This window comes from Fictibacillus halophilus (assembly GCF_016401385.1).
GTDB lineage: Bacteria > Bacillota > Bacilli > Bacillales > Fictibacillaceae > Fictibacillus > Fictibacillus halophilus.
Genome location: NZ_JAEACF010000002.1, coordinates 65,331 through 91,802 on the forward strand (window position 1 = coordinate 65,331; position 26,472 = coordinate 91,802).

The window sequence follows — 26,472 nt, forward strand, 5'->3', positions numbered from 1 at the left end:
GATTATTACAAACTGCCTTTATAAAGATGGATGGTTGTGCATATTATTTTAATGAATGAAACTTTAATGATGATTGCACGTATTTTTAGTATGGAATGAAGGGAGGAATTTTCATGAGAAGTGCGAATCCTGCTTTAAAAGGCTCCACTTTTGATAAGTTCAGAGGGACGTCTTTTAGCAAGAAAATGACTTTATCAGGTACAGTAAACAAAACGTTTATTCTGCTTCTTATCTTGATGGCATCTGCTATATTTACATGGTATCAATACAATCTAGGTAACCCTGTTGGTCATTTTATTGTGATCGGTTTGATTGGAGGTCTTGTGACAGCATTAATCGTTGCATTTGTGCCTAAGACAGCACCATTACTTGCACCGGTATATGCCGCACTAGAAGGACTTGCTGTTGGGGGAATATCCGCTAATTTTGAAGCTCAATTTAATGGCATTACATTGCAAGCTGTCGCTTTAACTTTTGGAACGTTGTTCGCCTTATTGCTCGCTTATATGTTCAGGATCATTAAAGTGACTCAGAATTTCCGATTGATTGTTTTCTCAGCGACTATGGGAATCATGCTTGTTTATCTCACTAGCTTTATCTTAGGTTTTTTCGGTATGAGCGTACCTTACTTACACAGCACAGGTCCGATCGGGATCGGAATTTCACTGTTTATCGTTGTGATCGCTGCACTAAATTTAGTTTTAGATTTTGATTTTATTGAATATGGAGCAGATCGCGGAGCTCCTAAATATATGGAATGGTACGGTGCTTTTGGACTCATGGTCACGTTGGTCTGGTTGTACTTTGAAATATTGCATCTGCTTGCAAAATTACGAAGAAACTAAAAAAGAGAAGCCCGCAAAAAGGCTTCTCTTTTCTTACGTTAGAATGTTAATCCATCTATAAATCGTCCAGCATCCTATACCAATATTTACTGCATATAATGCCGCTAGCATGACTTTGTTATCATGAGTAACCAGCTGCACAAAATATAACGTTCCCCATAGGATGAGAATCAGCAATGCCCATATGAGGCTGCTATCATTTCCTTGCATGACTGCTCCATAGCTGAAGATCCATGTATATGGAAGCAAAAGGAATCCAGTTATAAAGTACATGCCATGGACACCGTGAGTTTGCAATTTGTTAGTTAAAGGTGCTCCTTTAATCATTACTACGTAAAGCAAACAAATCCCAATAACTACACCGAGAAAAAAGCAGATTTGAAAGATTTCATAGAAGAAAACAGGTAGTACAGAAAATGCGTCCAACCAAAACAATCTGCTAAAAAAAAGAATGGTTAGGCCGAATAAGATATAAGGTATGGAATAGAGAGTTCGAATTCCCTTCCATACGGTATGCCCTAATAAGAGAAGGCCATAAATAAAAAACAAAAAACCCAGCAGTTTGCTGGAAAAAAGCATAAGGAAACTGTATAAACAGAAAAGAACGGCAAACGCAATATGATAGAAATAATCATATTTTGTATGCCTAGCTTTTTTTAACGTGTTATTTATTAAAATCATGTTGCACCTGCCAAGACTTGTCGTGTTTATACATTTATCGTCAAAGACTGGTTATTTTCAAGTTATTCCTTTGGCACTTTGATCACACCGCGCATGTGCCAGAGATGAATGAGCTCTAATCGTTTTCGATATTGTTTCGCCTGAAGCCTGCCTTTTTTGTATCTCTTCTTCAATAGCTGCATATAATCTTCAATCTTAATATGATAGTCATTCATTCTTTTACCCACCCTCACCAATTATCTCATTGTCATATTCCCGAATTTAGTCGAAATGTAACATGAATTTTTATAAAAAATGAGTAAAAGTAAGAAAAAAGTATTACTGGCCTAATTGCTTAATATCGTTCAATAAGTCCGTGTATACTTTGACATCATCTAACAAACCACTCTTCTCCAAAATATCAGGAGTTAGTTCTCCGTTCTCTACCGCAGTTAAATATTTATCTATTCCCTCTTGGAACGTTTGATTCTGTTCCATCACCTGATTATGAATATCTTCGAAAACAGATGGTGGTGATAGTTCATTAAACTCTTCAATAGTTGTATTCATATCTTGGAGTGCCTTCTCTAGCTCAACACGTGCATTCTGATCGGAGACAGCTTTCTCCGCTAACGAAGGGATTTCTTTTGAAAATTGTTGTACATCGTTAATGTATTCAGTTGCTTCTGGTACATAATTAATACCGTTCGTTACGTCTTCAACTGCTGAACACCCTGTAAGGACACTGAACGATAAAAGAACAGCCAGTAATGTTTTTTTCATATGATCTCCTCATTTCTATTTTGTCTTCTATATTTGAATCTAATTTCTTTGGTTTTCACTTATTTTTATACGAGTTGGCTGCAATTAAGTTTCAAAATGGGACAATCTAATACTAGTTCAAAACAGAAAGGCTGATTTATGATGGCAAAAAAAGATAAAGAGATTGAAGGTAAAAAAGATCTGTACTTAGACGTTGACCGAATGATGAACGAAGGAATGGCCGGGGGTACAGTGGCAGACGAAAAAGATCTAAATCAGATCGGCTATGATTCTGGAATCGAAACCCAAGAAGAACCGCCAATAAAAGTAGATAAAAACAAGTAGAGCCGCTCATTTTGAACGGCTTTTTCCTTTTAAGATCTTAACTTATTCATTCTATGCAGTACCTCATTATATCGCCGATCGAGCTCTCCTTTTTTACTGATATCTGAACAGAGGGAAAGCTGACTGATCAGTTCTGTCATCTCAAACTGCAGCTTGAGCAACTCATCTTCATCGTGATCGTTCTTGCTCTGCTTTCCGCTTCGCTTCTTAAACTCTGTATAGTTCCCTTCGAACCAAAATGCCTTTGGCGGCTGCAGCTCTAGAATGTGTGTAGCTGTCTTTTCCATCAAACGTCTGTCGTGTGTAGCCAAGATAAACGTACCAGGATAGGCTACCAAGACTTCTTCTAACGCTTCTCTTGTAAACAAATCCAAGTAATTTGAAGGCTCATCTAACAACAATAAATTGTAGTCACTTAAAAAAAGTTTGGCTAAAGCGGTTTTCATTTTTTCGCCACCACTTAATACTTCTACTCTTTTGTATACATCCTCACGTTTAAACAACAATCTAGCTAAGACTGTTCTAACCCATGTTTCATCGTACAAACTATGTTCCATCACGTTCTGAAGAATACTTTTTTGTGGATCTAAGATATTAAGATGCTGATGAAAGTAACCTATTTTAAGCTGATTGGATTTATCAATCGTATCATTTCCATTATAGATCTCTTGTAGCAAGGTTGATTTTCCTGTTCCATTCTTGCCTGTCAATACAATCTTCATTCCCGGTTTTACGGAGAACGTAAGATTGTTAATCAGCTGCTTCCCATTAAATCCTAGAGTGAGATCTTTTACAGCTAATGCTTGTTTTCCATGAATTCTAGAAAATCGTTGTATGTCGAATTCAACATTTTGCTGTTTCTTTGGCTTTTCTTTTTTATCGAGCATTTCAATTCTTTTTTCGATTACTTTTGATTTTTTCTCAAGTGAACGCTTTGCATTTTGAAGTTTTCCTTTGCCTAACTTTGCTTCACTATAAGACATGCGTGATGGTTTGTTTTTCATGTCTTTTGCTTTAACCGCTTTTTCAATAGCCGTTTTCTCTAGCCTTGTCTTTTCTTTAACATATTGTTCATATTCAAAATGTTTTCGCTTGAGTTGCTGTTCTTTTTGGACTAGATAATCTGAATAATTGCCTGGAAAGGATGTAAACGTTTGTTGATCCAGTTCGATAATTTTTGTACAAACCATATCTAAAAATACTCGGTCATGAGAGACGAGCAATACCGCTCCTTTAAAATGTTGAAGGACAGCGGCGAGCTGATCCATTCCGTCAACATCGAGATGAGAAGTAGGTTCATCTAAGACAAGGATATCTGGATCTTGTTCTAGAGCAGCAGCGATTTGAGTACGCGTTCTTTCACCACCACTCATCATGTCATACTGTTTGCCCTGCAGATTCCAAGCGGCCTCACTTTTCGAAGTTATGCTCTGCTCTTCCTGTTCAAACTGGCTTACGATCGCTAGTGTTCCATAATGCTGGACGGTTCCAGCATCTCTATCCTCTGTTTCTGCAAGTAATTTGAGAAATGTTGACTTTCCAGTGCCGTTCAAACCAACAAGACCTACTCGGTCGTTAGCAAAAAGCTGAAACGGTTCTGTTTGTTTTAAAATTAATTTTCCGTTATATGATTTTTCTAAATGCTTCGCTTCTAATAAAAGCATAAAAAAACCTCCCCTATTAACTAGAGAGGTCTGCCCAAGCCAAAATAAGTAGCACAAAAAACACGTAGGAATAAGTTTTTTTGCAACAAAAAAACAGGCTTGTAATGAAGTCCTAAAAATGGGCAGAGAAATCCTATCTAGCGTTCTACTTTTTTTCTTCAAGTAAATGGCTAAAATCAGATTAATTGCGCATTGGACGTATACACCTGTTCCTTCCGTTGTTTTTCTATATTGTAAGGTAGTTATAGCCGGTCGTCAAGAATCCACTCGCTACTCCTGCACCCAGTTTAAATTCACCTTTCGCTGATTTGCTCCAGGTCGTGTATCTTTTAATAAGCGAATGAATAATAACCCTTTTCGATAAAAAGCCTGAACGGGCTCTTGAAGAACTTTTTCCGGTAAATGAATCTCTCGATTAAACGCACCGAGTTGGAATTCCTCCGAACTTAAATGATAGGAATCTAACGTAAGCGATAACTTTCCTCGTACAGTCAGCTTAAACGGATCGACCATAACTTCAACATCCTCTGTACGATTCAGACCAGGAAGAGCCAATACACAGCAAATTTCCTGTGGTGTGTCATAAATGTTGCAAAGAGGACTTTCATTGTTTTGATTGTTGTTCGATCTTTGATTTTGATTCGGTGTAAAGAACTGATCACCAAAATATTCTTCGGCCATCCTTTTCCAGTCCATCATTTGTTTCCAAGTGTCCAATTCAATCACCTCTTATGAAGGCGGCCCTAAAGGAACAGAAGGAGCAGTATCCGGATCCGGAATCTGAGGGGCAGGACCTGTAAAACCGCCTGTGTTAAATAATTGCGATATCGGCTGTATAACCCCGGCGCTTCCTATTTGGAGCACAGATGAGTTTTGTATGCCATCCACTCTTATCTGTTGAATAACGATCGTTTGACTAACGAAAAGGTTCATGATTCCTCCTCCTCACTTTCCGGATTAGGATTAGTTAAAAAATTTCGAACATGCTTAACACGAGATTGAAGCTTTATATCATTAACCGATCCAATATGAAGAATCGATGAACTGGACACCCCAAGAATATCTATATTCCCAACTCTAATGTAGGGGTTCGCATGATACGTGTGTTTTACCTTATACATGGGACACACAGGAACTAATACCGGCTGTGAAAACACTTTGTATTTGCTGTATGGAACATTGAACGTTCCAAACTTTGTACTTTCTCTCTGAATCGCTAGTGCTGCAGAAAAGCTATTGATCTTGTCAGTATCTCCTGTTTGCAGTACACCTGAGTTTGCAAGAGAGTTTAAGTTGACACAGTCTACGACAGATGTACGATACATAATTCACCTCTTATAGGGGAACGAGTGATGTGCCTAAAACCAACGATTCAGGAGGTGTGTCAAAGGCAGAACCCAAGCTGATGCAATCTGTATCTCCAATTAATACGACTGATGACAGCCCCACGCCAATGATATGAATCTCTCCGACATATAACTCATGATTGGTTACGCAAAATTTCACTCTCATCCCCTCCAGTAGACTTAGAATCTCTCAAATGCACGATAAAAGTTTCGATGCCACGATAGATGTCCTCTTTTGTTTTTTGAATGATATCTCTTCTGCCCCGTTCGTCTTTAGGCTCATATTTGGTGAGATAGTGTTTGATTCTTCCTGGAACTTGACGCTGTACATCTTCTAATATGAAGATTCGATAAGGTTCATCTAACGGAATGTTCATTTTACTTTCAAGTGATTGTAAATAAACGGGAGCTTCTTTCTCGAAAAAGCCATCCATCACTTGAATCATCTCTCGGTAGTTTGGATTTTCGATCGTACTTCGTTCCATCTTTCCTGGCATCTGAAGGGTGTTCTGACCAATATTGAACTGTTCGATCAAGTCTTTACTATCAGCCGAAGACCCGAGCCCAATGTGTAGGGTACCTTCAAGTTTTTCTATCTTTAATTGATCAAACTTATATTCTACATTTTGAGGTTGGGACGATAGATCACTCACTTGTTTCTTTAATGCTTTTATCTGATCTTCTAAGTCTCTTATCTTATCATTTTGATCGAGAATCATCTGTTGTAGCTTGCTCAAGTAATAGTTGCTCTCTTCATTCATACAATCAACTCCTTAGTTAGATGTATGCCTACTACCTAAGGAATTTGCTTGTCGTTTAAAAATTTGCTGCTGCGTTACTGTCATTTACATCAGGATCTTGTGTAAACGTTACATTATAGCCGTTCTCTAGACGAAGATTATCCCCTGTATTGAAAGATCCCGCCCCTGCATACGTTTTTGCGTAACTGACGGGGCATATGGTCTGGACGTCTCCCACATGAAAAACGCTACCGCTCGATATGGAGTTTACTGATACAGATCCCACAATTGCTGGCATATACGTTCATCCCCACTTTCAAGTACTTCTCACATGATATGCATCCGCCCATTCTTTTGTGCCTAAACGGTCTCATTCACCTTTAGGCTTCTACCTACATAACTTATTTGTAAAGGACGACGTCACAATCGTAACTTTTTAGAAAAAGGGAGGTGCTAAAAGTGCCCTGTTTAATTGTAGCTCCTATTAATATTAATGCGGCAGAAGGGGTAGTGAATTTTGGCGATACGCTCGTCATCAATCCCAAATCAACAGGCAAAGGATACAACGGCTCTGGCGGAGGAAACACAGGGAATTTTATACAAACAACAAACGTAGTTAACGCAACAAACACTTTAGATCCTGATATTTTCGATTCTAATAATGCCGGCAATGCTTAGGAGGTATAAAGATGTTAGGCAAAGGTCCATTGATGCCTTTTTTTAATAACCGTTCTATGGATGACTGGCTAAATTCTTTTGATCAATACGTCAACAAAGGGCTCAATCAGTTTGAGAAATTTGCAGACCAGATGTCGTTTGAAGTGGATACAGAAGAGACAACAGACGATTACAAGATTCGTGCAAATCTAAAAGACTATAACCCAGAAGACCTTCAGATTGAAATCCTCAATCAAGGACTTCAGATTAAAGCACAGCGCGAAGAAATACGGTCAACAAAAAACAAACGAACGGGGCATTTTCAACAAAGAAAGTCCATGAAACGAACGGAGAGGTTCGTACAATTGCCTTTTATGTTTCGAAATGAAGATGTTAAGGCTCAATATACGAATGGCATCTTAACCATATCCGTTAACAAAAATGGCGGAGAAGTGATGAATCCGACTGTGCCTATAGAAGTCGTTACTAACCAGAGTGGCAATAGTGCTGAGAACAGCATGAACGTCACCAACACAGCTGATGTAACAACGAACGACGGGCAGTTTGAAGAATAGATGCAGCATTTCGTTTTCGTTATGTACTTTTACTTCAATAAAAAATGCTGACAGAAAAGGATGATGTGTTCAACCTTTCCTGTCAGCTTTTCGTTTATCTTCCTAATGTAGGTGCTATCCAAACCTCGCCAGTTCCTTCAAAAACGTGCAGGTAACCCTCTCCACTTGTCGCAGATCCGATGATTGAAGAGGAAGCTCGTTTTACAGAAAAATCGATATCCCCTTTTCTTAATAGCGCAAAATTGCCATCCACTTGCAGTTTTTCATCATGAAGCTGTATCTTCATAATCTGTTGAAGCGGAACAGGACTTTGAAGCACACAAAAGCCAGAGCCTCTTAATCTCGTTTGAAACAGTCCGTCTTCTCCTTTTATAGAAGAAGTTAGTTTTTGCCTGGCTACTCCTAATTGCACAGATGGTTCTGCTGCATAAAACATTCCGCGATCAGCAACAACTTCTTCGTCATTTAAGTTCAACAATAAATAATGACCATATGACGGCTCTAAATAGATTTCTCCCGTTCCTTCATACAAAGGTTTAAACAGAGATTCTTCCGTTAATATATTGGAAGCCATCTTCTTCATGAATCCTCCAACTCCACCTGCATTGCTTTTTAGTCCTAGATCACCTTTCATAAACTGCAATGCTCCCGCCTCAGCTTGAACAGCTCCTTGGCGCAATGTGATCCGAACTTGTTTTAACGATATTCCCGTTTCTTTGGCGTAGTACGAAGAACTTGAACCTGCACTTGTAACAGGCAACTGCTTATATTCAAGGACTTCAAATGTTGCTCGACGTCCTTCTTCTTTTTCAATAACGTTAAAAAGAGATTCATTCATAACCATCATCCTCCTCTTCCTAGCATAACAAACTCTGACTTTGTTTAAACAAAGCGTGGTATAATTCACACAAAGATATTGGCTAACGCCAAAAGAATAAGAGAGAGGCGTGATTAGACGTGCAAAATAAAATCATTCTTGTAACAACTGACTCATTTGGTACTGGCAATGATCCTGCTCTTGGAGAAAACGTAATGGAAACGTATTTTACTGTTTTAAAACAGCAATCCGATCTTCCAGCTGCGATTTTTTTCATGAATCGTGGCGTATATTGCCTCACAGAACAGTCTCTATGTTCGTTGCATCTTAAAGAAATTGAAGAAAAAGGCGTTAAAGTATTCGCCTGCAAAACTTGTGTGGATCACTATAACGTAGAAACTGAGCTTGCTGCTGGAGAAATTTCAGGCATGGCACACTTTGTAGAGCTTTCTGCTACATATGAAGTTATTACGATTGCATAATATAAAAGTTTTCAAACTTCCTTTTTAGTGTTTATCGTGGGTTTTGAATGTGGTTGATTTCCGCTCCAGGTTGCTCGCTTTCCGCGGGGCAGGCGGTGAGCCCCTTGCCGCTTTGCGCCCTTAAGGGTCTCACCTGACCGCTTGTCCCGCAGGAGTCGGCAACCTTCCGCTCCAATCAACTTGCAGTGGGTAAAAGATTCAATAGCCCAATCCTTAAGAAAAAAAGAAGAGTATCTACTTTCCATCTTCTTTTTTCTACAAATTTTCGAGGCATTAAAAAAGCGTACACCTAACTTGCAGGTGTACGTTTTCTAGTGTTATCTTTTTTCTTCTCGTATGATTCTCTTTTCTCTAGTCGTTGCCTCGTCTCGTAATACTGGTTGTTCTCTAATAACCGTTTCACGATGAACGTGATCTGCCTTTCTTACTGAGAATAGCCTTTTCAGCAGCATGCCGACTACACCATACACAATGATTGCAACAATCGTAGACAATTCGATCAGAAATCCATTGGCTAGTTCGATGTTTGGAAAAATCGCTGCAAATGGTAAAAGAAGCGGTTGGCTCAGTCCGTATATGAGCTGTGCGAAAGCTGCTCCTTCATTTGCATTAAACAGTTGAAAAATAAAACGTAAAATTAAGATTAGCTGAATGATACCGACTATGAATGAAATAATTGTGGCTGGAACGGAACGCCTCATCGCAATTCCCTCATTTCATTGGATTTGCTACTAAACATACCCTTCTTTTCACAACATTAAGCATGCTCAATCGGTTTATTACTTTGATCATACTGACATAGCCATTTCTCCGTAAAATCCACCAGTTCTTTCTGTGGAATCAATTGACAATCAGCCATCCCTACTTTTCCTTTTTTGACAGGATAACTATTTCGCTCGTAAACCTCCCCAATCTCTTCGAACAATTCTTCTCGGTAAGAAATTTGAGTGAACGACTTCCATACTCGTTGTCCATTGCTAAAATAAGGACCTGCATTTTGTTCTGTCTTCGGTGACGGGATACGATGTTCAGCAAGGTGCATGGAGGTATTCGAATCATAGCCTACACCTAGCAGAAGAACATGACCCTGAAGTTCATATATTTTCCCAAGAGGTGATTGTTCCCCTAAACCGAAATCCACTGAATGATCGTTTATGATCGTTTCTTTATTTTTACCCCATGCAGCAAAAGATTCTGTTGGATGATTGCTCCTTAAAACACCCGGAAACGTGCGAAATGCTTCTACAATCGCTCCCATAAAATATGTTGGTGTTACAGCTGGATCAAATGCAGGCATCTCTTCTATTATTGTTGGCCACCAATCCTTTGGTACTGGAGGGTTCAGCCATCCTGCTGGATCAGAATAATGAGCCGTATGGGAAGGCATAATCAATGTTCCTTCTTCTGTTATAACGTCCATTAACGCTTGCACAACTGCCACAGGTCCTCCTACTACCCAACCTAGTGACTTCAAACTAGAGTGAACGATAACGGTCATTCCTTTTTTCAGTCCTAGTAGCCGAAGATCCTCTGCCAAAGACACCCTCGTTTTCGGATAATCTGTATGTAATTCTGGACTACTCATGTTTGTCACACCTTCAGATTTATATGTATCTTCATTATACCAAACCAAGATGGAATACTTTGGTTACGATTGATTTTGATTACTTTTGGTTGTTTTTGATTGAAAAATGTAAGGGCTTACGTTACAATGTTGTCAAAGATAGAGAACACTTGGAGGTGTCAGGATGCTTACACCTGAAAGACATCGTAAGATCATTGAAGTATTAGGCGAAAAATCAGTAGTAACCATACAAGAACTTGTTGAAGCAACAGCGTCCTCTGAATCTACAATACGCAGAGATCTCAGTCAGTTGCAGAAAGAAAAGAAGTTAAAACGTGTACATGGTGGTGCCTCCCTTACTCACCAAAAAAGCGAAGAATTGAGCGTAATTGAAAAATCAGATAGAAACTCTTTAGAAAAAGAACGAATTGCTCAATATGCTTGTGATTTAGTCGAGACTGGAGATTGTATCTATCTTGATGCAGGTACGACAACACTAAAGATGATTCCTCATCTAAAGGACAGAGATATCACAGTTGTAACGAATGCCATCTCTCACCTTGAAGCCTTGAGTGAGCACAATATTAAAACGTACTTAATAGGTGGACTCGTTAAGTCTAAAACGAAAGCACTTGTCGGAAGCAGCGCGATTAAAAGTTTGAGTTCCTATCGGTTTGACAAGGTGTTTCTTGGAATGAACGGAATTCACATCGAGGCTGGTTTCACTACACCAGATCCTGAAGAGGCAGCAGTAAAAGAGTTGGCAATCTCCCTTTCACAAAAAGCATTCATATTAGCTGATCATACTAAGTTTAATGAGACTTCGTTCTCTAAAGTAGCTGAACTGAGTGAGGCTATCATTATAACGAACGAAAATGATGAAGACGTCATCTATGACTTTCAAGACAAGACAGAAATAAAGGTTGTGACACCATGATTTATACTTGCACACTCAATCCATCCATCGATTATGTGGCTCGAGTTGAGGATTTTAAAGAAGGACATTTAAACCGCACATCAGATACTTTTGTGTATCCAGGCGGAAAAGGCATTAACGTTTCACGCGTCCTGAAGCATCTTGGAATCGAAAGTACTGCACTCGGTTACACAGGTGGCTTTACTGGTTCTTTTATAAAAGACTTCTTAACAGAAGAGCAAATTCTTCATGATTTTATAAATGTTTCAGAAGTTACAAGAATTAATGTGAAACTGAAGTCTCATAAAGAAACAGAGATTAATGGTCTAGGACCTTCTATCTCTATAGAAAATCAACAGAAATTACTTCAAAAGATCGACAACATGAGCGAAGGTGATTTCCTCCTTCTTGCAGGAAGCATTCCACCATCGATCTCAGATGATTTTTATGCAGTGATTGCTGAAAAATGTAATGAAAAAGGGATACATGCCGTCATTGATACAGCTGGAGAAGCACTGCGCAAGACGTTATCGTTTCAGCCCTTTTTGATCAAACCAAATCACCATGAACTGGGAGAACTTTTTCAAGCAAACATTACCAGAAAAGAAGATGCTATTTTTTATGGCAAAAAGTTGTTAGAAGCCGGTGTACAGAATGTCATCGTTTCTATGGCTGGAGACGGAGCTATCTTTCTCAACAAAGACACCGTTCTCTTATCAAACGTACCGGTCGGAACCGTTAAAAATTCAGTAGGTGCTGGTGATTCGGTTGTAGCAGGATTTCTTTCTCAGATCATTCAGGAGCGTGACTTCTCGACCGCATTTCAATACGGAGTTGCCTCAGGCAGTGCCACTGCATTTTCAGAAGACTTGTGCACGTTGGAACAGGTGGAATCTTTACTTAGACAGATCGTTATAGAAGAAGTAACACGATAACGAGGAGGAATGATGATGAAAATCACGGATTTATTAACAAAAGATACAATCTTATTAAACTTACAGTCTCAATCCAAAGAAGCCGTAATAGATGAATTAATTGGGAAATTGAATACAGCTGGAAAACTAAATGATAAAGAAGCTTATAAAGAAGCGATCTTAGCGAGAGAAAGTCAAAGTACCACGGGGATCGGTGAAGGAATCGCCATACCACACGCAAAAACGAATGCTGTAAGTGAACCTGCTATCGCTTTCGGCCGTTCAACAGACGGTATCGACTATGAATCTCTAGACGGTCAAAACGCGCATCTGTTCTTTATGATCGCCGCTTATGAAGGCGCTAACAACGACCATTTAGAAACACTCTCTAGACTTTCTAGCTTTTTAATGGATCCTAATTTCAGATCGAAACTTGAATCTGCTAGAACAGAAAAAGAGATCTTAGATGCGATTGATGTTAAAGAAAAAGAGATGGAAAAAGATGAAGCTCCAACCTCCTCTTCTTCTAAACGAAAAATACTAGCAGTTACAGCCTGTCCTACAGGAATTGCTCATACGTATATGGCCGCTGATGCATTAAAAGCAAAAGCGAAGGAAATGGACGTTCATTTAAAAGTTGAAACAAACGGTTCGAGTGGAATTAAAAACGCTCTTACGAAAGAGGAAATTGAAGAAGCTGATGCGATTATAGTCGCTGCAGATAAACAAGTTGAGATGGAGCGTTTTAACGGCAAACACGTAATTCAAGTTCCAGTTGCTCAAGGAATCCGAAAGCCTCAACAGCTCATTCAGCAAGCATTGGATCAAGATGCTCCGATCTATAGAAGTAACGGAGATACCACTGTTGATAATAAGAAATCCGATTCACCAGGAAGATCTGGCTTTTATAAACACTTGATGAGCGGTGTGTCCAACATGCTTCCTTTCGTTGTTGGTGGAGGAATTCTAATCGCTATTTCGTTTATTTTCGGCATTAATGCGGCTGATCCGAAAGATCCTTCTTACCATCCGATCGCTGAAGCACTGAGCACGATAGGTGGCGGGAACGCGTTTGCACTTATGATCCCAGTTTTAGCAGGTTTTATTGCGATGAGCATTGCGGACCGGCCAGGATTTGCACCTGGTATGGTCGGAGGATTTATGGCCGCTTCAGGCGGAGCTGGTTTCCTTGGTGGACTGATCGCTGGTTTCTTAGCAGGTTATCTTGTTGTTGGTTTAAAAAAGTTGTTTAGCAGCTTACCTCAATCATTAGAAGGAATCAAACCTGTTCTTCTTTATCCGTTATTCGGCATTCTTCTAACCGGTCTGATTATGATGTTCATTGTGATTGAACCCGTTAAAGCATTGAACGACGCATTAACGTTGTGGTTAAAAGGCATGGGAACTGGAAATCTCGTATTCTTAGGTTTAATTTTAGGCGGAATGATGGCTGTTGATATGGGTGGACCTATCAATAAAGCAGCATTTACATTTGGTATTGCGATGATCGATGCAGGTAACTTTGCACCTCATGCAGCCATTATGGCCGGTGGTATGGTTCCACCGCTCGGACTCGCACTATCAACAACATTATTTAAAAAGAAATATACAAAAGCCGAGCAAGAAGCAGGTAAGACAAATTACATTATGGGAGCTTCCTTTATTACTGAAGGAGCTATTCCATTTGCAGCTGCCGATCCTGGTCGTGTAATTCCAGCAGCTGTCATTGGTTCCGCTGTAGCGGGTGCTTTATCTATGGTATTCGGTATCGGACTTCCAGCTCCTCATGGAGGCGCGTTCGTTATTCCAATCGTAAACGGAAATCCACTGCTATATGTACTAGCGATCCTGATCGGTTCAATCGTAACCGCATTTATTGCTGGTATGCTGAAAAAAGAAGTTCAAGAAGACAAAAAAGAACTCGCAGCTTGATGTGAGAACAAATAAATGAAACAAAAAAGGATAAAACCAACTCGCGATGACGAGAAGTTTTATCCTTTTTTGGTAGCTTCTAAGCTTGAAATAGCTCTTTTTTTCATCCCATGCAAGTTGATTGGAGCGTAAGGTTGCTGACTCCACCATGGAAAGCGAGCAACCTGGAGCGGAGATCAACCTACTTGCAATGTTATTTAACTTCTCTCGGTATCCATTCTCCAAGAAGCTCACCCATTTTAACTTTGCCTTTTTTACCTGTAAACTTCAAAGCACCTTTTGGAATACATAAAACAACAGTAGAGCCAAACGAGAAATACCCAAACGAATCTCCTCTTTTTACAACAGACTCATGATTCGTACGTTCAATCGTGTTTACATTTAAAGCACCGACCATAACATGTGCAAGAGGTTGACCACCTGCATTCATTTGAGTAACTAGTCTGTAATTACGTGTTAAAGGGCGCAGTCCATGACGCAGTCCAAGTTCGTTGACTGGGGCTGCTTCTCGTCCTAGTTTGTAAACAGACTCAACCTCAGCATCCACTGGAACATGGACTTGATGGTAATCAGTAGGACTTAAATAGAAAACAAATACTTGTCCTCCACTGTATTTTTTTGCTTCCGTTTCAGAGCCTAACAACTCAGCCACCGTATATTCCTGTCCTTTTACAGTAAAACGGCTCTCTTCAGTAAGGTGATCCACTACTGATAACACAGCGTCACAAGGACTCACAAATGCATTAGCTTCTGATGGAACTGGGCGAGCATCAGCTCTTAAATCACGAATAAACACATCGTGAAGTGAATGGTATTCTTTTAACTCGCGAGTTGCTTCGTTAATGTTTATTTTATAAAGTTTCACGAATGAAGGAATGAAAGGTTTACTTGCTTTAGATTGTGCAAATTTTTTTAATGAACGCGCCACGACTGGATGGCCGTTCAATTCAAATAGATTTCTATAAAATTTGGTCATGTTCATACTCTATCACCTAACTTTTATTTAATATGAATGTTATCATTATTGATAACGGTTATTATATTTGGGATTATTTTGTTATAAATACAGTATAAAGCATTCTACAAAATATATCAGCGTTACCTTTCCTCAACCGTTCTTCTTAGGTTCAGGTACTAACATCTGAACGAGTTTAACCTTCTTCTTATCTTGTGAAGGTCTGTTTGGCACATATTTACCGATGATTTCTTGCATTCCCCGACTCAGTTCTTCCCACTCTTCATCATTTAAATAAATATCCAACTGGTTATATCCAAAAATGTCTGTTTTAAGATTCGTATTCCCGTTCAAGTATGCTTCCACTTCGCCCGTAACATTTGATACAAACGTCATAAACATTTTCATATGTTCTTCTTTTGATAAGTTTGCTGCCTCTTCAGCGGTAATGTATGTTGAATTTTGATTCATAGCATACGTACGCTCTACAGCACCACGGACTTTTTTTTCTTCAATCACATAAATGATCTCATTTTTACTAAGTAGATTTAAATGCCTGTATAGTGTGGCTTGAGGAACTTCAGTTACCCATTCTTTTAATTCCATTACGGTAGCGGGACCTTTGGAAAGCTGCTGTATAATTTTCATTCGAACAGGATGTAAGATAAAATCTGCTTTGCTTTGCATGGTACAGAATCATCCTTTTTTTATTATTGTTATCGATAATGATAATGTTATATCTTAAATTTGTCAAAATAAAAAGAAGCACCCCATAAAGATGCTTCTTTAACGCCCTCTATATCATTATGCTGCAGTATCATTTTCAAATGAATCTGTCTTTTGACCGATGCTCCAACCTGTATAAGCAAGAAGGAGAGTAAACATTGGGGACAGCCATAAGAATAAAGCGTAAGGAATATAGTCAATAACCGATACACCAAGTGTTGATGTAAAGAATGCACCGCTCACGCTCCAAGGAACGAGTGGGTTCACAAGTGTACCTCCATCTTCTACCGTTCTAGATAAGTTCTTTAGTGGAACCCCAGATTTAATATATGCGTCCTTTAACGCCTGACCTGGCAACAGGATAGAAAGGTACATTTCTCCTGCTAGTAAATTGATTCCTACAGAAGATGCTAGAGTAGTTGCAATTAGCTTACTCGCTTTTTGAGTGGTGTTCTTTATAGCCCCAAACAATAGATCAAACATTCCTAAGGCTTGGATGACTCCGCCTAATCCTAGTGCAATCAGGACAAGAGAGATCGACCACATCATAGACATTAATCCACCTTTATTAACGATGGTATCAACTGTTTCATTCCCTGTCTGTGTTTGCAGACCATTCTGCATGGTATTAACTACTTTTTGCAGAGTAAGGTCAGGTACTAAGAAAAATCCAACGATGATTGACACTGTCACACCAGCTAAAAGAATAGGTATGATTGGCAGTTTACGAAACGCCAGAACAAGTACTACAACTGGCGATATTAGCGTTAATAGATGGATTGGGAACTCACTTGAAAGCACTGATTGAATCTCTTTGATTTCTTGAAGGTTGGCATTACCTCCACTTCCACCAAGAACGAAAAAAGCAATTGCAGTTAGGATGAATGCCGGGACCGTTGTCCACATCATGTGTCGAATATGTTCAAACATATTTACTCCCACTACACCTGGTGCGAAATTCGTTGAGTCAGACAAAGGCGACATCTTGTCTCCGAAACAAGCGCCAGAGACAATAGCTCCTGCAGCTAATGCAGGGTTAACGCCAAGCACGTGACTAATCCCCATCAATGCTATACCCACTGTACCAACCGTTGTAAAAGAACTTCCTGTAAAAGATGAAACAAGGACAGTAATAATGAGTGCACTTACTGCAAACCATTCAGGCTGAATAATATCCATTCCATAAAATAATAATGTAGGAACCGTTCCACTTAACATCCAGCTTGCTATAACAAGTCCTACTGTTAAAAGAATCATAATCGGCTGCAATCCAGCTATGATACCATTTAATATTCCTTTTTCAATCGTCTTCCACGGTGCTCCAAAAACAGCACCAACTGCTCCTAATAAGATCAAGCAGGCTAACAATGGAATATGCGGTTCTACTTTTATATATACGAGACTCGTGAACATAACAGCAAAAATCATTGTAAACAATCCAAGAGCCACCGGTAAACTTATTTGTTTTTTCATGTAAATCTCTCCGTTCATCTTCTTCCACTTATTCACTTAAACGCTTTTACGCGTTGAAGCGTGTTGGTGACTGTTCTTATACTAACGAACTTAACAGAAGCTGTCAACATTACAGACATGGTAAATTAAAGAAGAGAACCTTTTGGAGGCTGAGACATTTGAAAAAGATTAGAAGTTCAGTAAAAGTATTAATCATTCATAATCATCATGTGTTAACAATAAAAAAGGGTAATAAAGAAGAAATGAAATATGTTATACCGGGTGGAGGACAGGAGTTTAATGAAACTTTAACTGACGCCGTGATCAGAGAATGCTTGGAAGAGCTTGGCGTACAGGTAGAAGTTGGTCCATTGTTGTGGGTTCGGGAATTCATCAGCAAAAATCACGTTGAGAATCAAAAAGAAGAGGACCGAATACATATTGTAGAGCACATCTTTGAAGCTTCCTTAGAGAAGGTCCCGAAACACTTTCAACCGCTTTCTCCAGATTCTACTCAACTAGAAATCGAATGGCTCCCTATTGATCGACTATCAGATTATAATTACTATCCCAAAGAGATCATTCCATTGATTAAAGAGATGAGCCATTTGAAACACAGTAAACTTACTTATGTTGGAGATATAAATTAGAAATTAAGAAAAAAACTTTATAAGGGGGAGTTTGCTTTGTGGTGGCTGCTGCTTTTTATCATCCTAATTTTAGTATTATCTTTTAGCATAGATTACAGAAGAAAGAAAAGAAGTGATAACCATACCCGTAGTGTCGACCCTAGCGTAAGGCAAGGGGAAGTAGGTAGCAATTGGAATAGCGGTGATGGTCCAAATGGGTTGTAGAAAATAAAAACGCAGAGGGATATTCATTTCCTCTGCGTTTTCGTGTGTTTTTTACTGCTTCAAATATTCATCTTCCCCGCCTTGCAAAATCCACAAATCGGAATCGATCTAACCGATGGCGCGATTCTGTGTATTGAAAGAGACTAGCATCTTCAAGGTATACATAGTTTTTTACAACGACAATATGTTCAAAAGTACCAAGATCCAACAACTCTTTATCTTCTTCTGTACAATCTACAACGACAATTTCCTTTTTTGCAAAACTGATCTTCAGTCCTAACTCATCCTCTAAATATGAGTAGATGGACTGTTCAGCAATTTCTTTCGTGAGCTTTGGTACGTATTTTTTCAAAAAGTAATCCTTGTCCAAAATGATGGTCTCTCCATCAATCTGTCGTGATCGAATCACTTTCCAAGTAAGCTCTTCAGGCTCTGACTGAAGCTGCTGTTGAAGAAACTCATCAGGCTCAATCAAACCAAACTCATGAACAGTCGTTACACTGTTTTTCCCCATGGTCTCTGACAACTCTTGAAAACTTACTAATCCCGAGACAGGAAAACTAAATTTGTTTGTCTCAAGGACGATTGATCCTCTACCACGGATTTTTTGAATAAAACCATTTTGCGATAAAAGGTTTAGTGCCTTTCTGACCGTTTCCCTAGAGGTCTCGTATTGGTTTGCTAAATCATGTTCGGATGGAAGCTGAGTATTAGCTTTTATGACACCTTCTTGAATTTGAGTAGATATTTCCTGATAGATTTCTTGAAATTTATTTTTTCTCATCATTACTCACCATATATAGTGTAGCATTATTTTTTTAAGTGAAAAACGACAGATTCGTACGGCCGTAAGGAGAAGGAAGAAAAATCTTCTGGTGTTCCTTCATAGTTGCTGATTAAAACTTCTGCAGAAAGCCCTGTAAGATCAATGGATCTTGGCAATTCAAAATCTGTGTTCTTACCATAGAAATTATTCACGACAAGAAGTTTCTCACCGTTATTAGCTTTACGAACATAAGCAAATATTTCAGGGTGGTCCTCTAAGATTAGTTGATAATCACCATATGTGATAACATCTAGTTCTTTTCTTAATTTATTGAGCTTTTGGTAATGATAGAAAATAGAGTTTTCATCATTTACGGCTGCCTCAGCATTTATTTCTTTAAAGTTTGACGCAACTGGTATCCAAGGTTCCCCTGTCGTAAACCCAGCATTTTCACTACCATTCCACTGAACAGGAGTGCGAGAATTGTCACGTGATTTATGCTTAAGAATCTCGAGTACTTCTTCTTCGGAATAACCCTCTTCTTTTAAAAGATTGAACATGTTCAACGACTCTACATCACGATACTGATCGATTGTTGTAAATTTAGGGTTGGTCATCCCAAACTCTTCGCCTTGATAAATATAAGGTGTTCCTTGCATCATATGAATCGTAGTCGCCAGCATCTTTGCGGATTGTACACGGTATTCACCGTCATCGCCGTAACGGGATACGATGCGCGGTTGGTCGTGGTTACACCAGAATAATGCGTTCCACCCTCCACCTTTATGCATCTCCACTTGCCATGTCGAAAGAATTTGCTTTAATTTTTGAAAATCAAAGTCGGCAATACTCCATTTTTCACCGTTCGGATAATCGACTTTTAGATGGTGAAAGTTGAACGTCATGCTCAATTCGTTCCGCTCAGGATTCGTATACTTGATGCAATTATCGATCGTTGTGGATGACATCTCACCTACTGTGAGGACATCATATTTTGAGAATACTTCCTTGTTCATCTCTTGCATAAATTCATGCACACGTGGGCCATCTGTGTAGAATTTCCGTCCGTCTCCTGGTGCTATAGAGCCATCGTCAGTAGGGAAATCTTGATTTTTTGAGATTAAATTGATCACATCTAAACGAAAGCCGTCTACCCCTTTTTCAAACCAATAGTTCATCATCTCGTAAACGCGTTGGCGAACTTCTGTGTTTTCCCAGTTCAGATCAGCTTGTGTCACATCAAATAAGTGGAGGTAGTATTGACCGGTTTTCTCATCAAGCTTCCAAGCTGAACCACCAAATTTTGAAACCCAATTTGAGGGCTCCTCACCTTCAACAGGATCTTTCCAAATATAAAAATCACGATATGGATTATCTTTTGACAGTCGCGACTGTTGAAACCATTCATGCTCTGTACTTGTGTGATTTACAACGATATCCATAATGATCTTCAAATCTCTTTTGTGTGCCTCATGAAGCAAACGATCAAAATCTTCCATCGTTCCATAATCTTCAAAGATTTTATAATAGTCCCGAATATCATATCCATTGTCTCGTTGAGGAGAGTCATAGATCGGAGTAAGCCATAAAACGTCTACTCCTAAATCTTTTAGATAATCTAACTTCTCAATGATTCCGTCGATATCGCCTGTTCCGTTCCCAGTCGTATCGTTAAAGCTCTTTGGATAGATCTGATACACAACGGATCGTTTCCACCAAGGTTCCTTCTTCATACTTTCACCGCCAAATATATTTTAGTAATGAAAACAACCGGAAAAAATTATTGCGATTCCGGTCGTTTTTGTTTAATTGTCTTACTTCGATTTTTTCACTTTTGCATAAAGGTACGTTAATACAAACGGTACGACAAGTGCGATTCCCATTCCAATAAAGAATGAACCCCAGCTTCCTGGCAAGATGGAAAGGAATCCCGGAATACCACCTACTCCAATAGATGACGCACGAACCCCAGCAACTGTAATCACGATTCCAGCGATCGCTGAACCAATCATCGCGAAGATAAATGGATAACGGAAGCGTAAGTTCACTCCGAACATCGCTGGCTCAGTGATTCCGAGGTATGCTGATAACGCTGAGGTTCCAGCAAGTCCTTTAAGCTTTTCATCTCGTGATGCTACAAACATCGCAAGTGCAGCAGATCCTTGTGCAATATTTGATAGAGCAAGCATCGGCCATAAGAATGTACCACCAGTATTTGAAATGAGTTGTAAGTCGACCGCTAAGAACGTATGGTGCATACCTGTAACAACAAGCAATGAGTAGAACCCACCATAGATCAATCCGCCTAACCAGGCAAAGTTATCAAAGATTGATACGAAAAAGTCTGTAATGCTGTTACCGATCGTAAACGTGATCGGTCCGATAACGATAAACGCTAAAAATCCTGTTACTAATAATGTGATTGGTGCTACCAATAAGAGCTGTAACGCATCTGGTATGCGTTTTTTCAAGAAAAGTTCTATTTTCGCTAAAAAGTAAGATGCGATTAGAACAGGCAATACTTGACCTTGATAACCTACTTTTTCAATCGGTAGACCAAATAAGTTCCACGTTGGAATATCTTTTGTCTTTCCGTAATCCCATGCGTTTAAAAGATCTGGATGGACAAGCATCAGTCCAAGAACGATACCAAGTAACGGACTTCCACCAAACTTTTTAACCGCTGACCAACCGATCAGACCTGGTAAAAACACGAAAGCCGTATTCGCGATCAAGTTGATCATTCCAGCTAGATCAGCCCAGTTCTGATGAACATCAATGAATGATTTCTTATCATAAAAAATATCTGGGCCAGTCAGAATATTGTTGATCCCCATCAATAGACCTGCTGTTACGATCGCAGGAAGAATTGGGATAAAAATATCTGCTAACGCTTTGATCGCTCGTTGTAGTGGATTGAGCTTCTTACTCGCCTCATCCTTAATGTCTTCTTTAGACGCACGGCCTGTACCTGTGATATCAATGAACTCGTTGTACACTTTGTCGACCGTTCCTTGCCCAATTACGACTTGGAATTGGCCGTTTGTTGAAAACGATCCTTTAACGAGATCAATATTCTCTAGAGCCTTCTCGTCTACTTTTCCTTCATCTTTAAGAGCAAGACGAAGGCGCGTCACACAGTGAGTAGCTGCTGATATATTTTCTTTACCGCCAAGTGCCTCGACGATTTGTTCAGCTGATTCGCGTATTTTGCTCATTCTGTTCCCTCCTAGAAACCGTTTCCATTTCACCTAAAAAAAAGTTATATAACTCTATACCCTTACCTATCAGTTGATGAAAACTGGTTCATTCCTATAATGTGTCTAAGCGTTTTCATAAAACGAAACTTGTATATACATCTTACAAAATTAATTTAACCTGTATATACAAATATGTCAATCGCTTTGATTACTTGGAGAAATTTACCGCAGTGAGCTACTTTTTCTTTTCTCCTTATTTTTTGCTATAATCTGTTACATATAGAGAAACGAGAATAAAGGAGATTTTATGATGTCACCTAAAAAAGCACTTACGATTGCAGGATCAGATACAAGCGGTGGAGCTGGTATTCAAGCTGATTTAAAAACTTTTCAAGAGCTAGGCGTTTACGGTATGACTGCTCTAAATGTTGTGGTTGCCCAAGACCCACATCGAGAATGGTTTCATGAAGTGTTCTTACTTCCTAATGATCTTTTCAAAGCTCAATTAGAAACGGTTGTTTCCGGAATTGGTGTTGATGCACTCAAAACTGGCATGCTTGCTTCCGTAGAAGCTATACAAATAACAGCAGATCTTATTGAAAAGCACGATCTTCAAAACGTGGTAGTAGACCCTGTTATGGTTTGTAAAGGAGCAGAACCTCTACACCCTGAACTTGCTAGCACCCTTCAAAATGTATTGGTCCCTAAAGCGACTGTCGTAACACCAAACCTATTCGAAGCTGCTCAACTAGCGGGTATGGAACCGATCACGACAGTTGAACAGATGATGGAAGCTGCTCATAAGATTCAAGCAAATGGAGCTAAATATGTAATCGTTAAAGGCGGCGCAAAACTTGAACACGAAAATGCCGTTGACGTTCTTTATGATGGACAAGAGTTTGAAGTTTTAGAATCTGAAAGAATTGAAACAACGTGGACGCACGGCGCAGGCTGCACGTTCTCCGCAGCGATTACAGCAGAACTTGCTAAAGGAAAGCCAGTACGCGAAGCTATCTTAACAGCAAAAGATTTCATTACAGAAGCTATCGCAGCAGGATTTGAAATCAACCAATACGTAGGACCAACTTGGCATGGTGCTTACCGTGATAAATTAAACAAATAATTATTAGTGAAGACTGATCATTTTAGATCGGTCTTTTTTGTTCTCTAAAAAAATCTTTGTGACTACTCCGACCAACTACTTTCAAGTCTTGAAAACAAATCTTTATAGTGATTTATACTTTTATTTTGCTTCAATGACAAGTTGATTGGAGCGCAGGGTGTGAGACTCCTGTGGGACAGGCGGGCAGGTGAGACACTTATACGTGAAACGTACGAATGTGGCTCATCGCCTGCCCCACGGAAAGCGAGCACCTGGAGCGGAAATCAACTACTTTCACAGACATTCACAATCCGCTTTTAAAATGATAGGCATATCATACACGTTATTTACGAATTTGAATTATAATAAGTACATCTATTCAGCACTGGAGTGTGAAGATATGCAGCTCATACAAACCAACGAAGTCCAGAAAACACTGGATCAGCTTATTGGAAAAGAACTTTATCTACATTTAGAAACAACCAATGGCGCATATGCCAATCATAATAACGAGAGTGTTCTAACCGTTAACGCATATATTCGAAACGGTAAAGTAACACCCTTATCAGGAAAAATTATGGGAAACGGCCCATACCGTGTTGGCTTGAAAATTGAGCTAGGATGGATTTATGCAGAAGGCTTAACACATTGGGAAATTGACACTGAAGGAAGGTTACTGATGGCCGGTCATGACGCGGAAGGTCGCCTTGCAGTAGCTCTTCAGCTTAGCTCTTCCCCATTCGACGTATAAGGAGGTTACATTCATGGATGATCATTTACTCGTAATATTCCCCCACCCAGATGATGAAGCATTCGGGGTGTCCGGGACGATTGCTCAACATACAAAAAAAGGCTTACCCGTTACTTATATCTGCTTAACGCTCGGTCAGATGGGTAGAAATATGGGAAACCCGCCATTCGCTACTCGTGAATCGCTTCCTCTGATTCGCCAAAAAGAGCTTGAGGATGCCTGTGCCGCAGTTGGCATTCAAGATCTGCGGCAATTTGGGTTCCGTGACAAAACTGTAGAATTTGAAGATGAGAAGTTTTTAGCTGATCAATTCTTAGCTGTCATTGAAGAGGTTAAACCAACACGTCTAATTACTTTTTATCCAGGGTATAGCGTACACCCTGACCATGAAGCTACAGCAAGAGCCGTCGTGCGTGCAGTAGGAAGCATGCCTGAGATGGATCGTCCGGAGTTATTATGTGTGGCTTTTGCAAAAAATTCTGAGGAAGATTTAGGAGCTCCACATGTTGTAACAGATATCTCCGATGTTTTTGAAGAAAAAATGAACTGCATTAAAGCACATCGATCTCAAACACAATGGCTAGTGGAAAGCGTTGATAAAGATCCTGCTATGCTGGCTTGGGTAAAAAATGAAAGATTTTGGCGTTATCCATTATAAAGAATTATGGTGTAATTAACCCGTTGGCCTAACTAGGCTTCGGGTTATTTTTTATGCGTAAATACTTGAATTTTCAAAAAAATGTACAAATCCATGTAGCATTTTCCTAATATTGTGGTATACTAATTGTAACAAATCGTTCACAATTTAGACGCTAATTCGTCAAAATTGTAAGCGTAAACAATACTTCAAGGGGTTGATTAGTAATGGATGTTTTTATGGTTTACTTATTTGTAGCGACTGCCACACCATTATTTTTATGGAATGATAGTCGTAAGTTAGCCTTATGGCAAACGCCGTTCATCGCCCTTTTATGGACTTACGTTGTGTTATTCATGGCTAATGACAGCTTAAGCTTATTCGTACACAGTTTCTTCATCACCGTATTCATCGCAAACGTCGTTTTTGCTCATTATGCAGCATACATCGTATGGGGTCGTCCATATCTGGCGAAGCGCAAGATGGAAAAAGCAAAATATTAATTCAAACTTTAATCCCCTCTATTATTAGAGGGGTTTTTGCATTCTTTGGTATTTTTTCTCATTCAAATATCCTGATATACTCTTTCATAACACATTCTCGTCCCCCCTCATCTCGTATAACCATATGGTGCTCGGATTTCATACTCGCGCCATAAAATTATGCTTAATACTTACTTCGAGAAACAAAAAACCCCTTGCTAAAAGGATATTCCATCCCTAGCAAGAGGCTTTCAAAATCATTTTTAAATAAATACTATTCCTTATTCATGACTCCCATGTTCACCCGAATCATGCTCACTACCTCCACCATGATTCTCATGGTTTTCAGTCTTCGGTGCATGCTGATCTTTATCGTGCTTCGCGTGACCAGCTGTCATTACCCAAACAGAACCGATTACGATAACAATCGCAACGAATGCTGCGAATAGGATGTTACCGATCTGTACACGGCTCGTCAGGTTACTCTTAGTCGAGTTCTCTGTTACGTGCATGAACATCAAGAGCTGAAGAGCAGCTTGTAAGAACGCAAAACCAAAAATGATAATTAAGATCCAAGTCAATGATAGATCTGTTCCTAGTGCGATCCAAAGTGCGAATAATGTGAGCACGATGGATAAAACGAAACCGATTAAATGCTTCCACGGGAAGCCGTGGTGTTCATTAGCTACAGTTTTATTAGCCATTATGCGTCACCATCCCCATCAGATAAACGGCTGTGAAGATAAAGATCCACACTACGTCTAAGAAGTGCCAGTATAGACTGGTGATGAAAACTTTTGCAGAAGTAGCTGGGGTCAATCCACGTTTTGCTACTTGAATCAAGACCATCGTTACCCAGAAGATACCGAATGTTACGTGGGCACCGTGGGTACCAACCAGAACGAAGAATCCTGACCATGCTGCACTTGTACCGATGTTTGCACCTTCATGAATGAAGTGTAAGAACTCTTGAATCTCGAAGTAAAGGAATCCTAGTCCAAGACCAAGTGTAATAGCCATCCATGTGATCAAACCTTTTACATTGTGACGACGCATCTCATGCACCGCTAGTCCACAAGTGAAACTACTTGTTAAAAGCAAGAACGTTTGGATTAATAAACTCTTTACCTCAAACAGTTCACCAAGAGCCGGACCATCAGCGATACGGTGAGATAAAACCATATACGTTGCAAATAATGTCGCGAACAACGCAATTTCTGCCCCTAGGAAAATCCAGAAACCGAGTATATTTAAACGCCCAGTCTCCGAACGATACTCTAAAGGCGTGTTGGGGTCGTGTGTTTCTGCATGTGCCATTTTTTCACGCC

General features: G+C 39.5%; 33 protein-coding genes. 13 read left to right on the forward strand and 20 right to left on the reverse strand.

Annotated features, from left to right (window positions below; translation table 11 throughout):
- Nucleotides 1-113 precede the first annotated feature (113 nt).
- Nucleotides 114-845, forward strand: coding sequence for a Bax inhibitor-1/YccA family protein (locus I5J82_RS17590; RefSeq protein ID WP_198769110.1), 732 nt, complete (start codon nt 114-116; stop codon nt 843-845).
- A 33-nt stretch (nt 846-878) separates the two neighbouring features.
- Here the strand turns inward: I5J82_RS17590 and I5J82_RS17595 are convergent, their stop codons facing one another.
- The 3 genes from I5J82_RS17595 to I5J82_RS17605 all read right to left on the reverse strand — a co-directional run bounded on the left by I5J82_RS17595 (nt 879) and on the right by I5J82_RS17605 (nt 2,288).
- A complete protein-coding gene (locus tag I5J82_RS17595) occupies nt 879-1,526 on the reverse strand; it encodes a hypothetical protein (RefSeq protein ID WP_198769111.1) in 648 nt (215 codons plus the stop codon).
- Between the two features lie 62 nt (nt 1,527-1,588).
- The gene (locus tag I5J82_RS17600; protein ID WP_198769112.1) at nt 1,589-1,741 is read right to left on the reverse strand and encodes a hypothetical protein; all 153 of its coding nucleotides are present in this window, start codon (nt 1,739-1,741) and stop codon (nt 1,589-1,591) included.
- Nucleotides 1,742-1,844: 103 nt separating this feature from the next.
- Nucleotides 1,845-2,288 carry a DUF6376 family protein gene (locus I5J82_RS17605; protein ID WP_198769113.1) on the reverse strand — a complete coding sequence of 148 codons (444 nt, stop codon included), beginning with the start codon at nt 2,286-2,288 and terminating at the stop codon, nt 1,845-1,847.
- Nucleotides 2,289-2,429: 141 nt separating this feature from the next.
- Here I5J82_RS17605 and I5J82_RS17610 point away from each other — a divergent pair, with 141 nt between their 5' ends.
- On the forward strand, nt 2,430-2,612 hold the full coding sequence (locus tag I5J82_RS17610; protein WP_198769114.1) for a hypothetical protein: 183 nt from the start codon (nt 2,430-2,432) through the stop codon (nt 2,610-2,612).
- A 29-nt stretch (nt 2,613-2,641) separates the two neighbouring features.
- Here I5J82_RS17610 and abc-f read toward each other — a convergent pair whose 3' ends face one another.
- The 6 genes from abc-f to I5J82_RS17645 form a co-directional block, all read right to left on the reverse strand.
- Nucleotides 2,642-4,276: a ribosomal protection-like ABC-F family protein gene (abc-f, locus tag I5J82_RS17615; RefSeq protein WP_198769115.1), complete on the reverse strand. Its 1,635-nt coding sequence runs from the start codon at nt 4,274-4,276 to the stop codon at nt 2,642-2,644.
- Nucleotides 4,277-4,546: 270 nt separating this feature from the next.
- Nucleotides 4,547-4,993 carry an Hsp20/alpha crystallin family protein gene (locus I5J82_RS17620; protein ID WP_198769116.1) on the reverse strand — a complete coding sequence of 149 codons (447 nt, stop codon included), beginning with the start codon at nt 4,991-4,993 and terminating at the stop codon, nt 4,547-4,549.
- Between the two features lie 12 nt (nt 4,994-5,005).
- Nucleotides 5,006-5,209: a spore germination protein GerPB gene (locus tag I5J82_RS17625; protein ID WP_066391066.1), complete on the reverse strand. Its 204-nt coding sequence runs from the start codon at nt 5,207-5,209 to the stop codon at nt 5,006-5,008.
- A complete protein-coding gene (locus tag I5J82_RS17630; protein ID WP_198769117.1) occupies nt 5,206-5,601 on the reverse strand; it encodes a spore germination protein GerPE in 396 nt (131 codons plus the stop codon). The genes I5J82_RS17625 and I5J82_RS17630 overlap by 4 nt, the downstream gene beginning before the upstream one ends.
- Before the next feature lie 155 nt (nt 5,602-5,756).
- A complete protein-coding gene (gene gerPC / locus I5J82_RS17640) occupies nt 5,757-6,383 on the reverse strand; it encodes a spore germination protein GerPC (protein WP_198769118.1) in 627 nt (208 codons plus the stop codon).
- A gap of 55 nt (nt 6,384-6,438) precedes the next feature.
- Complete coding sequence (locus I5J82_RS17645) at nt 6,439-6,660, reverse strand: spore germination protein (protein ID WP_066391062.1); 222 nt, start codon at nt 6,658-6,660, stop codon at nt 6,439-6,441.
- Nucleotides 6,661-6,821: 161 nt separating this feature from the next.
- Here I5J82_RS17645 and I5J82_RS17650 point away from each other — a divergent pair, with 161 nt between their 5' ends.
- Nucleotides 6,822-7,040 (forward strand): spore germination protein, encoded by a 219-nt coding sequence (locus I5J82_RS17650; protein ID WP_066391061.1) that lies wholly within the window; start codon nt 6,822-6,824, stop codon nt 7,038-7,040.
- Between the two features lie 11 nt (nt 7,041-7,051).
- Nucleotides 7,052-7,594 (forward strand): Hsp20/alpha crystallin family protein, encoded by a 543-nt coding sequence (locus tag I5J82_RS17655; protein WP_198769119.1) that lies wholly within the window; start codon nt 7,052-7,054, stop codon nt 7,592-7,594.
- 94 nt (nt 7,595-7,688) lie between these two features.
- Here the strand turns inward: I5J82_RS17655 and I5J82_RS17660 are convergent, their stop codons facing one another.
- The gene (locus I5J82_RS17660; RefSeq protein ID WP_066391059.1) at nt 7,689-8,432 is read right to left on the reverse strand and encodes an AIM24 family protein; all 744 of its coding nucleotides are present in this window, start codon (nt 8,430-8,432) and stop codon (nt 7,689-7,691) included.
- A gap of 119 nt (nt 8,433-8,551) precedes the next feature.
- Between I5J82_RS17660 and I5J82_RS17665 the strand changes: the two genes are divergently transcribed.
- Complete coding sequence (locus I5J82_RS17665; RefSeq protein WP_198769120.1) at nt 8,552-8,893, forward strand: DsrE family protein; 342 nt, start codon at nt 8,552-8,554, stop codon at nt 8,891-8,893.
- 317 nt (nt 8,894-9,210) lie between these two features.
- Here I5J82_RS17665 and I5J82_RS17670 read toward each other — a convergent pair whose 3' ends face one another.
- The gene (locus I5J82_RS17670; protein WP_198769121.1) at nt 9,211-9,594 is read right to left on the reverse strand and encodes a YggT family protein; all 384 of its coding nucleotides are present in this window, start codon (nt 9,592-9,594) and stop codon (nt 9,211-9,213) included.
- Nucleotides 9,595-9,650: 56 nt separating this feature from the next.
- Nucleotides 9,651-10,478: an AAC(3) family N-acetyltransferase gene (locus I5J82_RS17675; RefSeq protein WP_198769122.1), complete on the reverse strand. Its 828-nt coding sequence runs from the start codon at nt 10,476-10,478 to the stop codon at nt 9,651-9,653.
- 163 nt (nt 10,479-10,641) lie between these two features.
- On the opposite strand from I5J82_RS17675, the gene I5J82_RS17680 reads away from it, so the two are divergent.
- From I5J82_RS17680 to I5J82_RS17690, 3 genes are read left to right on the forward strand one after another with little or no spacing between them, the layout of a single operon-like run.
- On the forward strand, nt 10,642-11,394 hold the full coding sequence (locus tag I5J82_RS17680) for a DeoR/GlpR family DNA-binding transcription regulator (RefSeq protein ID WP_198769123.1): 753 nt from the start codon (nt 10,642-10,644) through the stop codon (nt 11,392-11,394).
- Nucleotides 11,391-12,308, forward strand: coding sequence for a 1-phosphofructokinase (pfkB, locus tag I5J82_RS17685; protein ID WP_198769124.1), 918 nt, complete (start codon nt 11,391-11,393; stop codon nt 12,306-12,308). The genes I5J82_RS17680 and pfkB overlap by 4 nt, the downstream gene beginning before the upstream one ends.
- Nucleotides 12,309-12,323: 15 nt before the next feature.
- On the forward strand, nt 12,324-14,219 hold the full coding sequence (locus tag I5J82_RS17690; RefSeq protein ID WP_198769125.1) for a PTS fructose transporter subunit IIABC: 1,896 nt from the start codon (nt 12,324-12,326) through the stop codon (nt 14,217-14,219).
- 193 nt (nt 14,220-14,412) lie between these two features.
- Here I5J82_RS17690 and I5J82_RS17695 read toward each other — a convergent pair whose 3' ends face one another.
- From I5J82_RS17695 to nhaC, 3 genes are all read right to left on the reverse strand, one after another.
- Nucleotides 14,413-15,201 carry a phosphatidylserine decarboxylase gene (locus I5J82_RS17695; protein WP_198769126.1) on the reverse strand — a complete coding sequence of 263 codons (789 nt, stop codon included), beginning with the start codon at nt 15,199-15,201 and terminating at the stop codon, nt 14,413-14,415.
- Between the two features lie 126 nt (nt 15,202-15,327).
- Nucleotides 15,328-15,861: a helix-turn-helix domain-containing protein gene (locus I5J82_RS17700; RefSeq protein ID WP_198769127.1), complete on the reverse strand. Its 534-nt coding sequence runs from the start codon at nt 15,859-15,861 to the stop codon at nt 15,328-15,330.
- A gap of 117 nt (nt 15,862-15,978) precedes the next feature.
- On the reverse strand, nt 15,979-17,373 hold the full coding sequence (nhaC, locus tag I5J82_RS17705; RefSeq protein ID WP_198769128.1) for a Na+/H+ antiporter NhaC: 1,395 nt from the start codon (nt 17,371-17,373) through the stop codon (nt 15,979-15,981).
- Between the two features lie 158 nt (nt 17,374-17,531).
- On the opposite strand from nhaC, the gene I5J82_RS17710 reads away from it, so the two are divergent.
- A complete protein-coding gene (locus I5J82_RS17710; RefSeq protein ID WP_198769129.1) occupies nt 17,532-18,002 on the forward strand; it encodes an NUDIX domain-containing protein in 471 nt (156 codons plus the stop codon).
- A gap of 271 nt (nt 18,003-18,273) precedes the next feature.
- Here the strand turns inward: I5J82_RS17710 and treR are convergent, their stop codons facing one another.
- The 3 genes from treR to treP form a co-directional block, all read right to left on the reverse strand.
- The gene (treR, locus tag I5J82_RS17715) at nt 18,274-18,990 is read right to left on the reverse strand and encodes a trehalose operon repressor (RefSeq protein ID WP_198769130.1); all 717 of its coding nucleotides are present in this window, start codon (nt 18,988-18,990) and stop codon (nt 18,274-18,276) included.
- A 26-nt stretch (nt 18,991-19,016) separates the two neighbouring features.
- A complete protein-coding gene (treC, locus tag I5J82_RS17720; protein ID WP_198769131.1) occupies nt 19,017-20,705 on the reverse strand; it encodes an alpha,alpha-phosphotrehalase in 1,689 nt (562 codons plus the stop codon).
- Between the two features lie 81 nt (nt 20,706-20,786).
- Nucleotides 20,787-22,190 carry a PTS system trehalose-specific EIIBC component gene (gene treP / locus I5J82_RS17725; RefSeq protein ID WP_198769132.1) on the reverse strand — a complete coding sequence of 468 codons (1,404 nt, stop codon included), beginning with the start codon at nt 22,188-22,190 and terminating at the stop codon, nt 20,787-20,789.
- 292 nt (nt 22,191-22,482) lie between these two features.
- On the opposite strand from treP, the gene pdxK reads away from it, so the two are divergent.
- From pdxK to I5J82_RS17745, 4 genes are all read left to right on the forward strand, one after another.
- Nucleotides 22,483-23,295, forward strand: coding sequence for a pyridoxine/pyridoxal/pyridoxamine kinase (gene pdxK, locus I5J82_RS17730; protein ID WP_137791524.1), 813 nt, complete (start codon nt 22,483-22,485; stop codon nt 23,293-23,295).
- Between the two features lie 379 nt (nt 23,296-23,674).
- Nucleotides 23,675-24,025 (forward strand): YojF family protein, encoded by a 351-nt coding sequence (locus tag I5J82_RS17735; protein WP_198769278.1) that lies wholly within the window; start codon nt 23,675-23,677, stop codon nt 24,023-24,025.
- Between the two features lie 13 nt (nt 24,026-24,038).
- Nucleotides 24,039-24,683: a bacillithiol biosynthesis deacetylase BshB2 gene (gene bshB2, locus I5J82_RS17740; protein WP_198769133.1), complete on the forward strand. Its 645-nt coding sequence runs from the start codon at nt 24,039-24,041 to the stop codon at nt 24,681-24,683.
- Nucleotides 24,684-24,889: 206 nt separating this feature from the next.
- A complete protein-coding gene (locus I5J82_RS17745) occupies nt 24,890-25,165 on the forward strand; it encodes a spore morphogenesis/germination protein YwcE (RefSeq protein WP_066243203.1) in 276 nt (91 codons plus the stop codon).
- 260 nt (nt 25,166-25,425) lie between these two features.
- Here I5J82_RS17745 and qoxD read toward each other — a convergent pair whose 3' ends face one another.
- Together qoxD and qoxC are read right to left on the reverse strand one after the other, a co-directional pair.
- Nucleotides 25,426-25,848 (reverse strand): cytochrome aa3 quinol oxidase subunit IV, encoded by a 423-nt coding sequence (gene qoxD / locus I5J82_RS17750; RefSeq protein WP_198769134.1) that lies wholly within the window; start codon nt 25,846-25,848, stop codon nt 25,426-25,428.
- Nucleotides 25,841-26,461 (reverse strand): cytochrome aa3 quinol oxidase subunit III, encoded by a 621-nt coding sequence (gene qoxC / locus I5J82_RS17755; RefSeq protein WP_198769135.1) that lies wholly within the window; start codon nt 26,459-26,461, stop codon nt 25,841-25,843. Before qoxC ends, qoxD begins: the two co-directional genes overlap by 8 nt.
- Between the last annotated feature and the right edge of the window lie 11 nt (nt 26,462-26,472).